Raw genomic sequence first — 14429 nt, forward strand, 5'->3', positions numbered from 1 at the left:
ATCAGGTCGTCGCGGACCCCAGCACGTATTCGGGAACGATCTCGCAGTAGTCGCGGGTTCGGTCGACGGCGAACCAACCGCGCTCGAAATCCTGCCAGCGGCGCAGGTTTTCACGTTGCGACTCACCGTCACGGGCGACCCCGCGCTCCAGTCGCTGCTCCTCGGTGCCGCCGTCGAGCCAGAGCGCACGTTTGAGATGACGGCGTACCGGCATGCGGGCGCTCGAGACACCTTCGATGATCAGCAGCGGTTCCCAGCGCAGCCACACCCGCGGACCGAGTTCGGGTTTGCCGTCCCGCCAGATCCGAGGATGGAAGCGAAAGTCGTGTCCGCGCCAATACGACCGCAGCACTTCTTCTTCCAGCTCCGGCCACCATCCCACCGGGTCGTCCCAGGTGGCGAAGTCGTCGGTGCGGATGAGGACCACCCGGGTCCGCAACTCTTCGAGCCGTGCGACCAGGGCGTCGGCAAACGTCGATTTCCCCGCACCCGACGGCCCGTCGATCGCCACGATGCCCGATTTCAGTTGCCGGGCAAGGCTGTCCGTCCAGGATTGGTCCACCATCTCGAACCTAGGTCAGCACACGACGGCCGGACAGCGCCCGGCCCAGTGTCAGTTCGTCGGCGAACTCGAGGTCGCCGCCCATCGGCAGGCCGGAGGCGAGTCGGGTCACCGACAGCCCGGGGAAATCACGGAGCATGCGTTGCAAGTAGGTGGCGGTGGCCTCGCCCTCGGTGTTCGGATCCGTGGCCACGATCACCTCGCTGACATCGACACCGTCTTCCTGGTTTCCCAAGCGGCGCAACAGTTCCCGAATGCGAAGTTGATCCGGCCCGATGCCGCCCAACGGGTCGAGGGCGCCGCCGAGCACGTGATAGCGGCCGGAGAACTCCTTCGTCCGCTCGATCGCCTGCACGTCTTTGGGTTCTTCCACCACGCAGATCTTGCTCGCATCCCGCCGCGCATCACGGCAGATGCGGCAGCGTGCCTGCGCGGACACGTTGCCGCAGACCTCGCAGAACACCACATCGTCACGGACGTGGACCAGCGACGCGGTCAGCCGATCGATGTCGCCGGCCGGGACAGCCATCAGGTGGAAGGCGATGCGTTGCGCACCCTTCGGACCGAGACCCGGCAGTTTGGCCAGTTCGTCGATCAAGTCCTGGATCGGGCCTTCATACACCGGTGGTTACCCGCCCAGGCCGGGGAAACCGCCGCCGAGACCGCCGAGGCCTCCGGCCAGCGGGCCCATCTTCTGCTGCGTCAGCGCATCACGCTTGTCGGCGAGATCGGCGAGCGCGCCCACGATGAGGTCCTGCAGGGTCTCCACGTCGTCGGCGTCGACAACCTTGGGATCGATCGTCACCGAGGTCACCTCACCGGTGCCGGATCCGGTGATGGTCACGAGCCCGCCACCGGCGGTTCCGGTCACCTGGGCCGCCGAGATCTCGGCCTGAGCTGCCAGCAGTTGCTGCTGCATCTCCTGGGCCTGTTGGAGGAGTCCGGCCATCGGGTTGTCTGGTTGCACTTGATCTTGTCCTTGCGTTGAATCGTCTGTTGTCGAACCTGCTGCGTCAGCGCCGGCGGGCGCTCACCGGCGCGTCATGCGTTCCAGCGCAGCGGCGATGTCATCGATGGTATCGCCGTCGGCGGGTTGCGCCTCGAATCGCAGTCGCGCGTTGCCCCCGAACATCCGCGACGCGGGGGGCGAGAGGGCGAACTCGAACTCGTCGCCGTTGCGCTGCCAGGCCACGATCCCCTGCTCCACCGCGGGCCCGGTACCGGTGCTGATCTGGTAGACCCCGGCCGCCGAGGTCGTCGACGGCGGCGGCGTCAGGTCCCGCTGCACCTGGAAGCAGTCCCCGGACTCGTCGTCGAGAAAGACGACAACCTCACAGTCGAGGTCCTCGTAGCGGTCATGGGAAACGATGATGGCCATGGGGTCCTCCTTCAGTGCAGATCGCGGACGCTCTCGAATCGGCGGCGCCGGCCGGTCAGCGGGTCGTCGAACTCCACAGCGTAGGCGAGCAGTTGCAGCGGGCTGGAGAAGTCGCCGTGGTCAGGTGCGGCGGCGACATCCGGCCGGACCTGCGGATACAGCGGATCGCCCTCGATCGGGATCCCGAGACCGGACATGTGCAACCGGAGCTGATGGGTGCGGCCGGTCTGCGGGAGCAACCGGTAGACGCCGTGGTCGCCGGCGGTGACGGTGAGTTCGATGCGGGAGATCGCGTTCACCTCACCGGGAACCACCCGCGCCCGCAGGTCACCGGAGTCCTTCAGGATGCGATTGCGGATGGTCACCGGTAGCTCGACGTCGCCGAGCGGGGCCCGTGCCCGGTACTCCTTGTCGACCCGCCGATCGGCGAACAACAGCTGATATGGCGCCCGGGCCTGCGGTCGCACACTGAACATCAGGACACCCGCGGTCAGTCGATCCAGCCGGTGTACCGGGCTGATCTGCGGATTGTCGAGCTCGCGCCGCAACCGCACCAGCGCCGTCTGCACCACATGGGCCCCCCGCGGCATCGTCGCCAAAAAGTGCGGCTTGTCGACCACCACGAGGTCGTCGTCGAGATGGATGATCGGCATGTCGAACGGGATCTGCGTCTCGTCTGGCAGGTCGCGATAGAAGTAGATCGGCCGGCCCACCTCCGCGGGCGCGCTCAGGTCGACCCGGTCGCCGGCGATATCGAGCACTTCGCCCTCGGCGGCCCGGGCCGACAGGTCGACCACGGTGAGCCCGGCACAGGCCGGTGCCGCCAGCATGGCCTCGGCGACGGTGACGTCCGAGCGGCGCAACACCACGCGGGTCGGGTCGACACCGTCCCGCAGGGGCAGCGGCGACGGTCTACGGTTCCTCAACAGGACTCTTCCGGGCCGGGACGTCGCAGATCAGCCGCGTTCGACGTGCGACTTCAGGTTTCCGAGCACCTCGGCCTGGATCCGGCCCAGACCCTTCGGTGCGAAGGTCTTCTCGAAGAAGCCGCCGATACCGCCGGCACCCTGCCAGGTGGTGACGGTGGTGACCTTCGAGCCCGTGCCCAGCGGCTGTACCTGGTAGGTGGTGATCATCGAGGAGTTGGTGTCGGTCTCGGTGATCGTCGAACCCACCTGATCGACGGAGGCCTGCACGTTGCGCGAGCGCTTCGACGTCGCCTGCAGGGTCCACTTGGCGACGGTGCCGGCGCCGACCCCACCGGCGAGAACGGCGTAGTCCCGGTACTGCGAAGGAAGGATGGCCGGCCGAACGGTCTGGTAGTCGGACAGCGCCGCCAGAACCTGCTCGGGCGCGGCATTGATCTCAATCGATTGTGATGCGGTTACCTGTGCCACGAAAAATCACCTTCCGGTTTGTGATGCTGTAGACCCCGAGCCTGCCAGAACAACAGATGGGCACTCCGAGGTGGCATGTCCTGGACGGTGGTCCTAGGCTCTTATGCGTGCCGAGGGTTATGGGTTCCGTGTCCGGTCGCGCCGCCTTCGATGAGGGAGTCGCGACACTGTTGGCGAGTTACCGGGCAATTCCCGCTTCCGGCAGGGTCCGGCTGGCCAAGAAGACATCCAACCTCTTCCGCAAACGAGCCAAGAATCCGTACCCCGGACTCGACGTCTCCGGACTCGGCCGGGTGATCTCCGTCGACGTTGCCGCGCGCACCGCGGACGTGGCCGGAATGTGCACGTACGAGGAACTTGTCGCCACCACACTCAAGTATGGCCTTGCCCCGAAGGTTGTTCCGCAGCTCAAGACGATCACTCTCGGTGGCGCGGTGACCGGCCTCGGTATCGAGTCGACGTCGTTTCGCAACGGGCTGCCGCACGAGTCGGTCCTCGAGATCGACATCCTCACCGGTGCAGGTGAGATCGTCACCACCTCACCGACCAGCGAGAACTCGGATCTGTTCTTCGGATTCCCCAATTCCTACGGCACGCTTGGATATTCGACGCGATTGCGGATCGAACTCGAAGAGGTCGCACCGTTCGTCGACCTGAGACATGTCCGGTTCACCACGGTCGAGGCACTCCAATCGGCGATGGCACAGATCGTCGACGACGGCGAGTTCGATGGCGAACGCGTGGACTATCTCGACGGTGTGGTCTTCTCGGCCGCCGAGAGCTACCTGATCCTCGGTCGGCAGACCACCGCGGGCGGCCCGGTGAGCGACTACACCGGCGATCAGATCTTCTACCGCTCCATCCAGCACTCGGCCGACTCGACACCGATCCGCGACCGCCTCACCATCTCGGACTACCTCTGGCGCTGGGATACCGACTGGTTCTGGTGTTCCCGCGCCTTCGGTGCGCAGAACCCCCGTATCCGGCGGCTGTGGCCCAAGAAACTCCTTCGCAGCAGCTTCTACTGGAAGCTGATCGGGCTCGATCATCGATTCAACGTCGGTGACAAGCTCAATGCCCGCAAGGGCGAGCCCCCGAACGAACGCGTCGTCCAGGACATCGAGGTGCCGATCGAGCGCACCGCCGAGTTCATCGCATGGTTCCTCGAGAACATTCCCATCGAACCGATCTGGCTCTGCCCATTGCGGCTTCGCGAACCGGCACTGCCCGGCGCCGACGCGCTGCGGCCGTGGCCGCTGTACCCCCTCGAACCGGCGCGGACCTACGTCAACGTGGGCTTCTGGTCGGCGGTACCCAAGCGCGACGACCAACCCGAGGGCTACGCAAATCGCCTGATCGAGATCAAGGTGTCCGAGCTCGGCGGTCACAAGTCGCTGTATTCCGAGTCTTTTTACGGCAAAGAAGAGTTCGATGAGCTGTACGGCGGGGAGTCCTACCGCCTGTTGAAGAAACACTACGACCCAGGGTCGCGGCTTCTCGACCTATACGCGAAGGCGGTGCAACGTCAGTGACGACATTCAAAGAAAATGACCTCACTTCCGGTTCGGTGGTAGGTCCCAAGCTCAGCTTGGCAGAGGTCGTCGAAGCGTTTGCCGGTGGAGATCTGAACGTACGGGTGACCGCGTATGACGGCAGTTCGGCCGGCCCTGAGGATGCCGAGTACGGCGTGGAGTTGGTGACGCCCCGGGGAACCACCTATCTGGCAACAGCTCCCGGAGACCTCGGACTGGCCCGCGCCTACATCGCCGGCGACCTCAAGCTGCACGGTGCGCCCGGCGGCGACCCGTACGACGCGCTGCGGGCCCTCGCCGAGGACATCCACTTCGAGCGGCCCTCCGCCCGCACGATGGCTCAGATCACGCGCTCGATCGGTCTGGAACACTTCAAGCTGATCGCCCCGCCACCACAGGAACAGCTGCCGCGGTGGCGCCGGATCGCAGAGGGTCTGCGGCACAGCCGGACCCGTGACGCCGAGGCCATCCACTACCACTACGACGTCTCCAACGCCTTCTACGAACTGGTCCTCGGACCCTCGATGACCTACACCTGCGCCTGCTATCCGAACCGGGAAGCGAGCCTGGAAGAGGCACAGGACAACAAATACCGTCTGGTATTCGAGAAGTTGAAACTCAAGGCCGGTGACCGACTGCTCGACATCGGTTGCGGCTGGGGCTCGATGGTCCGATATGCCGCCCGTCGCGGGGTTCACGTCATCGGCGTGACCCTGTCCGCAGAGCAGGCGCAGTTCGCGCAGCAGGCCATCATCGACGAAGGTCTCGGCGAGTTCGCCGAGGTACGGCACAGCGATTACCGCGACATCACCGAGGACGGTTTCGACGCCGTGTCGTCGATCGGCCTGACCGAACACATCGGGATCGCGAACTATCCGTCGTACTTCAAGTTCATCCGGACCAAGTTGCGTGACGGCGGAATCCTGTTGAACCACTGCATCACCCGCCCCAACAACAGATCAAAGAGCAAGGCGGGCGCCTTCATCGACCGCTACGTCTTCCCCGACGGCGAACTCACCGGTTCGGGCACGATCATCTCCGCAATCCAGGACATCGGCTCGATGGAGGTCCTCCACGAGGAGAACCTACGCGAGCACTACGCGATGACCCTGCGCGACTGGAACAAGAACCTCGTCGAGAACTGGGATGCCGCCGTCGAGGAAGTCGGCGAAAGCACCGCCCGGCTCTGGGGCCTCTACATGGCCGGTTGCCGACTCGGCTTCGACCGCAACATCATTCAGCTCCACCAGGTACTGGCGGTCAAACTCGACGACAACGGCGGCAACGGCGGACTCCCACTGCGCCCGTGGTGGCAGGCCTAGTTGATCCGCGTCGCCCCGAGTTCACTCGTCAGCAGCGCGATCGCGATCTGTTCGGGGTCCTGACGCGGGTCCGGCGTTGAATTGCGGGCGGTGGCAACCATTTCGTTGCGCTCGTCGTCGGTGAGGTCTTCATCTTTGACCGGTTCCGGAGCAGGTTCCGGTTCAGGCTCCGGTTCGGGTGCCTCGTCGTCGCTGGGGCTCGCCGCAACGGCGCCGCGACTGGGCCGGGTGTAGGTGGCCTGCTTCGCCTCGGGCTTGCGGGTATCGGCTTGGGTGGCCTTGGGTTTCGGCATGGCCGGCATCGCGGACGCCGCATGCACCTGCACCTGCCAGTCGCCGCCGAAAACATGTGACATCGCCGCGTTGATCACGTCGACCGCATGCTGCGAACTCAACCGCTGAACCAGCGGCTGCGAGTCGTGGCTCAAGATCAGTGTGCTGCCGTCGATCCCCCGGACCGAGGCTCCCGAGAGCATCACCTCGGTCACCTTGTTGGCAGCGCGGACCGCGGCCCGGACCTCTGGCCACTTCGCCTGCACCTCAGCCAGATCGATCCCGGCAGCGGCCACCTCGGGCTCCGGTTCGGCCTGTGGTTCGGGCTCACCTTGATGCTCGAGTTCGGGCTCGAAGTCGGGCTCGGGCGGCGGCGGGACGTCATCGAACGGCGATGCCGGTTCGGGCTCCCGTTCGGGCTCCGACGCCGGGTCGGGCACTACCGCTGCCTCAGGCGTCACCTCAGGTTCAGGCGTGACCGAAACCGGTTGCGGCGCAGGGATGAGCGCGGGTTCGGGCTCCGACTCGGCCTCCTGGACAAGCTCGAGCGCGGGCTCGGTTTCCGGAACCGGCGCCGCTTCTGGGACCGGCTCTGGCTCCGCGACGGGTTCCGGTTCCGGTTCGGGTTGCGGCGCCGGTGTCGGTGCGGGCGGCGGGGTCGAGGCCGGAACCGGTTCGGGGGTGGGAACCGGTTCCGGTGCAGACGCCTCGATGACCTCGGGTTCCGATTCGGCCACGCCGTCCTGCTGTTTACGCTGCGACGGTCGGACGAATTTCGAGGGCGCCGCGTCGACGGGTGCCGCAACCGGAGCCGCCGACGATCCGGACGGCGCAGGCGCACCACCGGCCGGGGCGGCGATCACGCCACTGGCGAGCTGTGATTCGATGCGCTCGATCCGTTGCAGGACACCCGATTCGGAGTCCGACGAGGCCGGCAGCAGCATCCGGGCGCACATCACTTCCAGGAGCAGCCGCGGGGAAGTGGTCCCGCGCATCTCCCCCAGTGCGTCGTGGACGGTCTCGGCGAATCGGGTCAGTGTGCCCGCTTCGAGCCGGGCGACCTGGGCGACCATCTGCTCGACCTGATCGTCCGGGGCTTCGACGAGGCCTCGGGCCGCGGCATCGGGGACGGCGTTCAGCAGGATCAGATCTCGCAGTCGTTCGAGCAGATCGACCGCGAACCGCCGGGGGTCGTGGCCGGCGTCCACCACGGCCTCGACCGTCCCGAACAGCGCGGCGCCGTCGTGGTCGGCCAACGCGTTGATGGCGTCGTCGATCAAGGCCACGTCGGTGACACCCAGCAATGCCAGCGCCCGCTGGTAGGTCACGCCTTCTGGACCAGCACCGGCGAGCAGCTGGTCGAGAACGCTGAGCGAGTCACGAGGAGAACCACCGCCGGCCCGGATCACCAGCGGGAACACCGTCGGCTCGACGGTGACCTGCTCACTGGCGCAGATGCGTTCGAGCAGGCCGCGCATCGTCGCCGGGGCCAGCAGACGGAACGGGTAGTGATGGGTTCGCGACCGGATGGTCGGCAAGACCTTCTCGGGTTCGGTGGTCGCGAAGATGAAGATCAGATGCTCTGGCGGCTCTTCGACGATCTTGAGCAGCGCGTTGAAGCCCGCGTTGCTGACCATGTGGGCCTCGTCGATGATGAACACCCGGTAGCGCGACTCGGCAGGTGCGTAGAACGCCTGATCGCGCAGTTCGCGGGTGTCGTCGACACCACCGTGACTGGCGGCGTCGAGTTCGATCACATCCATGTTGCCCGGGCCACCCGGCCCCAGCGCCACACAGGACGAACAGACCCCACACGGGGAGGCGGTGGGCCCCTGCTCACAGTTCAGGGAACGCGCCAGGATTCGGGCCGACGACGTCTTACCGCAACCACGCGGCCCGGAGAACAGGTACGCATGGTTGATCCGGCCGGAGTTCAGGGCCACACCCAAAGGCTCGGTGACATGCTCCTGCCCGACAACTTCGGCGAAGGTCGCGGGGCGATAAGTCCGGTAAAGAGCCACGGTGCGAGAGTACCGGCGAGGTCCGACGGCCGCGGGGTCGGCCAGTTGTTGCCCACCACGCAATCGTGTGCTGATCGATCCACCGATCACACCCGCCGCGATCGAAAGCCGGTGCTAGTCCAGCAAACTGTCCCGGACCGCGACCTCGGCCGGCTCCGGAGCGGGTTTCGGAGTCCGCGACCTCCGGAACTCCGCCGGTCCCCACACCACCAGCGTCGCCACCGCCGTGACCCCGAAAATCCAGAGATACGGTTCGGCGGAGAACCATCGCAGCCAGTCCGGGAACCGGGTCATGAACATGCCCGTCCCGTAGAACGGCGTGAATCCCAGTGCGCCACCGGGCAGGTAGTTGCGCCAGATGAAGGCCGTGGTGAACAGCGCGGCCGGGAGCAACAGCGTCACCGACAGCAGTCCGATCCGCCCGGCGCGCCAGGCCGCGATGGGCAGATGGATCAAGTAGACGAGCAGCGGCACGAACCACACCCAGTGATGTCCCCAGCTGAACGGGGACACCGCGGTCGCCGTCATCCCGGTCAGGCACAGCGCCAGGAGCTCCTGTCCACGCCGGTGTGCGACGTACGCCGCGCCCATCCCGAGCACAACCGCGACGACGACCAGCACCGCCCACAACACCTGATTGGGGTTGACCGTTGCGAACGTCGTGGCGATCGCGCCTTTGATCGACTGATTGCTCGGCGCATCGATCGGGCCGACGCGTTCGGAGTTGACCACCCGATCCGTCCAGTACTTCCACGATTGCCGGGGCGTGGCCAGGAAGCCGATCACGATCGTGCAGACGATGGTGGTGACCACGACAACGATCGCGCGCCACCGCCGGGTGATCGCAAGGTACAGAACAAAGAAGCCCGGCGTGAGTTTGATGCCCGCTGCCAGACCGACACCGATCCCCTTGAGCCGACTGCCATCCGGCCGCAGCAGATCCCACAGCACGATCGCCATCAAGAAGATGTTGATCTGTCCGTACCAGATGGTGGTCCGGACCGGCTCGAGCAACGTCGAGCAGCACACCAGCGCCGCGGAAACCACCAGCAACCGCCAGTCGGCCCGGTACCCGAGGCTCCGAAACGACGCCACGATCACGTAGAACAGCGCCGCGAATGTCAGTACGGTCCACACCACGTCGGCCGAGCCGACCGCGAGCCAGCCAAACGGCTGGAAGACGATCGTGGAGAACGGGGTGTAGGTGTAGAGCAACCCGTTCGGCAGCATCGGGGCCTCGTACAGCGGTTGCCCGTGCATCAGGTGCAGCGCGCCCTGACGATAGACGTGCAGGTCGACCTGGTTCTCGAAGAGACCGAAGACCTTGGCGTCGAGCGGGATGAAGGTGACCTGGACGTAGATCGCACACAGTGCAGCGACCACGAACCCGGCCAGCAGCCAGGGACTCGTCGGGAATCGTGAGCGCGCCGAAGACGTGGTGGCCTCGTCAGTGGACACTCTTCCGCCTTCCCCCAGCAGTGACTCCGCCAGAAATGTTAGCCCGGTAACACCTTTTCGGGCCTGCGGCGTGCCGTGAGACAGATGATGCTGACGATCGCGGTCACCAGGAACATCCAGTTGTAGGGGTCGTAGGTGAACCACCGGAGCCAGCTGATCCCGAACTTGTGGAACAGTCCGGTGAAGTACCCGTCGGGTAGTACGCGTTCGATCTGGAGCACCGGATGGTCTCGGTAGCTGCGCCAGATGAAGGTGGTCAGCAGCATCGCGAGCGCCCCCACCGCGGCGAGGATCCGGAGCGCAGGCGTCCGCGCCGACAGCATCAGGTGCACCGCGATGACCAGCATCGGAACCACCCACACCCAGTGGTGACCCCACGACATCGGCGACACCACCGTGCCTGTCATCCCGACGAGTGTGATCGCCAGCAACTCCTGGCCGGCGCGATGGGCCAGGGAGGCCGCGACCATGCCCAACGCCAACGCCAACAGCGCCAGCGTGCCCCACACGAGGATGTTCGGGTTGTCCGTCTGCCCCAGGTTCGCCAGGGCGCCGCGAATGGACTGGTTGCCAACGGTGTTCGGCGCCCCCACCCGTTCTGAGTCGATGAACGTCCCGCTCCAGTACTTCCACGAGTCGCGCGGCATCACCAGGAACCCGAGGACCACGGTTCCGACGAGCCCGGCACAGGCAACGATCACCGATCGCCAGTTGCGGTTGATCGCGAGATAGAAGACGAAGATCAGCGGCGTCAGTTTGATGCCTGCCGCGATCCCGACCCCCAGGCCCCGGAGCCGACTGTCCTTTGCCCGCAGCAGGTCCCACAGGATCAACAACATCAGGAAGACGTTGATCTGGCCGTACCACATGGTCGTTCGCACCGGCTCCATCAACGTGGAGATCAGCACCAGCGACATGGCCATGCTCCGCACGGGCCAGGTGATCCGATAGCCGAGATTCTTGAAGCTCAGCGTCATGACGAAGTACAGCGCGATGAAGATGCCCGCCATCCACACGACCCGGGCCATCTCGACGGTCATCAGCGCGAACGGCACGAAGACGAACACCGACGCCGGGGCGTAGGTGTAATCCATGACGCCGACCAGTTTGGCCTCGTACAGGCGATGACCATCGATGACGGCCTGGGCACCCTGCCGGTACACCTCGAGGTCGAGCTGGTTACCGAACAGACCCCAGTAGGGCTCGTCCAGCGGCACCGAGAGGTGCTGGAGCCAGATCGCGAGCAGGCCGAGGATCACCGAGACCACCACGACCGCGGCAGGCCACGGCACGGTCCGCTCGGGTCGGGATTCTGCGGTGTTCTCTGTGTGCGACTCCGGGGTGACGGACTCGGTGCCCATCGAATTGCGCTCTCTCAACGACCTGTCCGGTCACCACACGCGTGCATGTTCAGCCCTGCTGTTCGAGCAACTGTTCCGCCGACGCGAGCAGCACACAGGTCGCCACGCCGTCCATCGCCACACGAAGCTCGTCGAGGCCGGGGAACGTCGGGGCCAATCGGATGTTGCGATTGTTCGGGTCTTTTTTGTACGGGAACGCCGAGCCGGCACCGGTCAGCGAGATACCGGCTTCCTTCGCCAGCGTGATGACACGGGCAGCGGTGCCGTCGATGACGTCGAGGCTGATGAAGTAGCCGCCCTCGGGTTCGGTCCAGGATGCGACCTCGGCGCCACCGAGCCGCTCTTCGAGAATCTGCAGCACCATCGTGAACTTCGGCACCAGCAACTCACGGTGCTTGGCCATATGGGCCCGCACACCATCGGCGTCCTTGAAGAACCGGAGGTGACGCAACTGGTTGAGCTTGTCCGGACCGATCGTCTTGATCGAGACGTGGCGCTGGTACCAGGCCAGGTTCTCCGCCGATGATCCGAAGAACGAGACACCGGCTCCGGCGAAGGTGATCTTGGAGGTCGAGGCCAGGATCAACGGCCGGTTCGGCTGACCGGCAGCGGCGGCGAGTCCGAGGACATCGATCGGGGTCGGCGGCTCGTCGACGAGGGTGTGCACGACGTACGCGTTGTCCCAGATGATGCGGAAGTCGGGCGCCGCGGTCTTCATCGACATCAGGCCGCGGGCGACCTCGGGGCTGTATGTGACGCCGGTCGGGTTCGAGTACGTCGGGACGCACCACATGCCCTTGATCTGCGGATCCGCGGCGACCAGATCTGCACAGAACGCCACATCGGGACCGTCGTCGTTCATCGGCACGGTGATCATCTCGATCCCGTATGACTCGGTGATCGCGAAATGACGGTCGTAGCCGGGCGACGGGCACAGGAACTTGATCGGGCCCCGTCCCCAAGGCTCCGGGGAATCGGGGGTGCCGTGCAGAAGGGCGAATACGACCAGGTCATGCATGATCTCGAGGCTGGCGTTGCCGCCGGCCAGCAGATTGTCGGTCGGGATGCCGAGCAGTTCACCGAAGATCGCACGCAGCTCGGGCAGACCGGTGACGCCACCGTAGTTGCGGACGTCGGTGCCGTTGCCGTCGCGGTAGTCGTCGGCGCCGGGCAGGGACAGCAGTTCCGCCGAGAGGTCGAGTTGCGCGGGGGCGGGCTTGCCTCGGGTGAGGTCCAACTTGAGGCCGGCATCGACGAGCGCCTGATACTTCGCACGTAGCTCGGAGTGGGTGGCGGTCAGCTGGTCAGCACTCATCGAGTGGAAATTCACTACGGCCTTTCCCGGAACGGCCCGCTCCGGAACTGTGGTTGCGCGGCGGTTCGCGCGAAACAGCGGATAGCTCGAAACAAAGTAGGGGACCCCGCGCACCCGGCAGAGCCCGCTGACCCTTGCTGCCTTCCGGCCCTGGGGGAGTTCACAGGATGCTCGCCGCGCGGGATCCAGAAACGAGTGTAGCGGGCCGACCGCCGAGTGCGAAAACTTGCCCGATCACCAGCCCGTTTTTGGTGAGTACGCAGATACCCGGTAGGCTGCCGGACGGAGGATTCGCCTAGTGGCCTATGGCGCTCGCCTGGAACGCGGGTTGGGTTAATAGCCCTCAGGGGTTCGAATCCCCTATCCTCCGCCAAGTGATCGTTATTCGAACACGGCGCGCACGCAAGTGCGCGCCGTGTTCTTTTTGGTCCCGTGAAGCTGAGTAGCGCGCCACTCCAGGCCTCCGGCTCGGTATCGCCTACAGATCCGGCATCCCGGGCCTCATTCAAGAGCCTGTCCACGACGGCCTTCGCCCGACCCGCCACCGTCGTCACCGTGGTGTCCGGGTCGATTGCCATGATGCTTGCGAACGGCTCATGCACGTCGGCGTACTCAACGCTTCCATCCTCGTCGAGGAAGAGCTTCGCGAATATGCCCTGGTTCAGCATGCGACGCTCTTTGCCCTCCGCATGCGCATACAAGCGATCACAGTACTGAACCAGACCCAAAGCGTTGTCGAGCCGCTTGAGAAGCTCCGCAAGCGAGCGTTCCGCTTGTTCGACCTGCTTCTCCGCGTCATTCATCTCGCGCGTGAGCCGCGACGTCTCGGTCTTGAGGATGTCCAGAGGAACCGCGCCCGCGTAGTGCGCCTCCATGAGCTTCTCGCGTTCCCGCCGCACTCTGTCTAGCGCGACTGCCGCGACCGATGCCAGTCGGGACGCTTCGGCCTGTCGGCTCTCAGTTTCATCTCGAACCACTCGCCGAATCTGATCGACCTTGTCCGCTGACATTCGCATCGATCGATAAAAGTCAACAACCGCGGGCTCGACCTTGTCGACCCGGACATGCGGCCTTACGCAGCGCGCGTGGAGCCCCTTCGTCCCAAGACAGAAGAAATAGTCGTATCACGGCCCGACTTACCCTTATTTCGGGAGAAAATCATCCGACTGCCACATGCCCCACACCGCAGTATCGTTGGTTTACGAAGGGACTCGTGCGCTGCACCCGCATCATGAAGTTAGCTAATGAAACAACACAATCCCCTTGACGAAGCCAGAGATCCAGCCAACGACCAGCAACCGGCCGCTTCCCCGAAGACGACCTCAACAACCCCGCCCTCCGGTCCGTCGCCCGCGCCATCATCAGCATCGCGACCGGCTTCGAGCAGCAAACGAGATTCTTCAGAGACATCCTTGCCCACGATGACTACATCACAGGACTCACCTTCGAAGGTCGCTGGTTCTTCTACTCGCACGGCACCGCCTTCGCCGTCGTCACCTTCGAGAAACGCCGACTCGCCACGCGCATCCCCAGATCAGCAAACAACCTCCCCATCCCCCCTCATCTCACCTAGTGGGAACCCCGTGGAACACCCATCGACAACTGGCGCACCCACCGCGACGGCACACCAAGTCACTGGCTCCCACTCGCCCTCCACGGCCTCGAAGTCATCCAAGCCGAACTTGCCGACGATCCCTTCCGACTCCGCTACAAACCCTGATCCTTACGTTTCCGCAGGTCAGCGAAGTACTCCAGCACACGCTCGACCTCAGGTAGAGGGTTCGAAAGCCGTCCCGGTAGCTCCGCCAAA

General features: G+C 65.1%; 13 protein-coding genes, 1 tRNA gene and 1 other RNA gene. 4 read left to right on the forward strand and 11 right to left on the reverse strand.

Going from position 1 to position 14429, the window contains the following annotated elements:
- Position 1 precedes the first annotated feature (1 nt).
- From AC51GT_RS23695 to AC51GT_RS23720, 6 genes are all read right to left on the reverse strand, one after another.
- Positions 2 to 565: a uridine kinase family protein gene (locus tag AC51GT_RS23695; RefSeq protein ID WP_496326368.1), complete on the reverse strand. Its 564-nt coding sequence runs from the start codon at positions 563 to 565 to the stop codon at positions 2 to 4.
- A gap of 7 nt (positions 566 to 572) precedes the next feature.
- Positions 573 to 1184: a recombination mediator RecR gene (gene recR / locus AC51GT_RS23700; RefSeq protein WP_482137001.1), complete on the reverse strand. Its 612-nt coding sequence runs from the start codon at positions 1182 to 1184 to the stop codon at positions 573 to 575.
- Between the two features lie 6 nt (positions 1185 to 1190).
- Complete coding sequence (locus AC51GT_RS23705; protein WP_496326533.1) at positions 1191 to 1511, reverse strand: YbaB/EbfC family nucleoid-associated protein; 321 nt, start codon at positions 1509 to 1511, stop codon at positions 1191 to 1193.
- Between the two features lie 81 nt (positions 1512 to 1592).
- On the reverse strand, positions 1593 to 1940 hold the full coding sequence (locus tag AC51GT_RS23710; protein WP_496330358.1) for a hypothetical protein: 348 nt from the start codon (positions 1938 to 1940) through the stop codon (positions 1593 to 1595).
- A gap of 11 nt (positions 1941 to 1951) precedes the next feature.
- Positions 1952 to 2809, reverse strand: a complete 858-nt coding sequence (locus tag AC51GT_RS23715; RefSeq protein ID WP_496326532.1) for a pseudouridine synthase — start codon at positions 2807 to 2809, stop codon at positions 1952 to 1954.
- 87 nt (positions 2810 to 2896) lie between these two features.
- Entirely contained in the window at positions 2897 to 3337 is a 441-nt protein-coding gene (locus tag AC51GT_RS23720; RefSeq protein ID WP_496326366.1) for an SRPBCC family protein, read from the reverse strand.
- Positions 3338 to 3456: 119 nt separating this feature from the next.
- On the opposite strand from AC51GT_RS23720, the gene AC51GT_RS23725 reads away from it, so the two are divergent.
- Both AC51GT_RS23725 and AC51GT_RS23730 read left to right on the forward strand, forming a co-directional pair.
- Entirely contained in the window at positions 3457 to 4869 is a 1413-nt protein-coding gene (locus tag AC51GT_RS23725; protein ID WP_496330368.1) for an FAD-binding oxidoreductase, read from the forward strand.
- Positions 4866 to 6191, forward strand: coding sequence for a class I SAM-dependent methyltransferase (locus AC51GT_RS23730; protein ID WP_496326365.1), 1326 nt, complete (start codon positions 4866 to 4868; stop codon positions 6189 to 6191). The genes AC51GT_RS23725 and AC51GT_RS23730 overlap by 4 nt, the downstream gene beginning before the upstream one ends.
- Here AC51GT_RS23730 and AC51GT_RS23735 read toward each other — a convergent pair.
- The 5 genes from AC51GT_RS23735 to ffs form a co-directional block, all read right to left on the reverse strand.
- Positions 6188 to 8485, reverse strand: a complete 2298-nt coding sequence (locus tag AC51GT_RS23735; protein WP_496330359.1) for a DNA polymerase III subunit gamma and tau — start codon at positions 8483 to 8485, stop codon at positions 6188 to 6190. The two genes, AC51GT_RS23730 and AC51GT_RS23735, sit on opposite strands and share 4 nt — an antisense overlap.
- A 114-nt stretch (positions 8486 to 8599) precedes the next feature.
- Positions 8600 to 9943, reverse strand: a complete 1344-nt coding sequence (locus AC51GT_RS23740) for a glycosyltransferase 87 family protein (protein WP_496330360.1) — start codon at positions 9941 to 9943, stop codon at positions 8600 to 8602.
- Positions 9944 to 9981: 38 nt separating this feature from the next.
- Positions 9982 to 11304 carry a glycosyltransferase 87 family protein gene (locus AC51GT_RS23745; protein ID WP_496330361.1) on the reverse strand — a complete coding sequence of 441 codons (1323 nt, stop codon included), beginning with the start codon at positions 11302 to 11304 and terminating at the stop codon, positions 9982 to 9984.
- A gap of 49 nt (positions 11305 to 11353) precedes the next feature.
- On the reverse strand, positions 11354 to 12634 hold the full coding sequence (locus AC51GT_RS23750; protein WP_496330362.1) for an aspartate aminotransferase type Ic: 1281 nt from the start codon (positions 12632 to 12634) through the stop codon (positions 11354 to 11356).
- Positions 12635 to 12713: 79 nt separating this feature from the next.
- Positions 12714 to 12810, reverse strand: an RNA gene (gene ffs, locus AC51GT_RS23755) — signal recognition particle sRNA small type.
- Between the two features lie 93 nt (positions 12811 to 12903).
- On the opposite strand from ffs, the gene AC51GT_RS23760 reads away from it, so the two are divergent.
- A tRNA-Ser gene (locus AC51GT_RS23760) sits at positions 12904 to 12992 on the forward strand.
- 223 nt (positions 12993 to 13215) lie between these two features.
- On the forward strand, positions 13216 to 13527 hold the full coding sequence (locus AC51GT_RS23765) for a hypothetical protein (protein ID WP_496330363.1): 312 nt from the start codon (positions 13216 to 13218) through the stop codon (positions 13525 to 13527).
- The last annotated feature ends 902 nt before the right edge of the window (positions 13528 to 14429 follow it).

It is taken from the genome of Williamsia sp. z34 (assembly GCF_059553395.1).

Excerpts from the sequence above, each read along its gene's own strand:
- AC51GT_RS23695 (WP_496326368.1), bottom strand. The coding sequence starts at position 565 with ATGGTGGACCAATCCTGGACGGACAGCCTTGCCCGGCAACTGAAATCG.
- AC51GT_RS23705 (WP_496326533.1), bottom strand. The coding sequence starts at position 1,511 with ATGGCCGGACTCCTCCAACAGGCCCAGGAGATGCAGCAGCAACTGCTG.
- AC51GT_RS23710 (WP_496330358.1), bottom strand. The coding sequence starts at position 1,940 with ATGGCCATCATCGTTTCCCATGACCGCTACGAGGACCTCGACTGTGAG.
- AC51GT_RS23725 (WP_496330368.1), top strand. The coding sequence starts at position 3,457 with ATGGGTTCCGTGTCCGGTCGCGCCGCCTTCGATGAGGGAGTCGCGACA.
- AC51GT_RS23745 (WP_496330361.1), bottom strand. The coding sequence starts at position 11,304 with ATGGGCACCGAGTCCGTCACCCCGGAGTCGCACACAGAGAACACCGCA.
- AC51GT_RS23765 (WP_496330363.1), top strand. The coding sequence starts at position 13,216 with ATGCACGTCGGCGTACTCAACGCTTCCATCCTCGTCGAGGAAGAGCTT.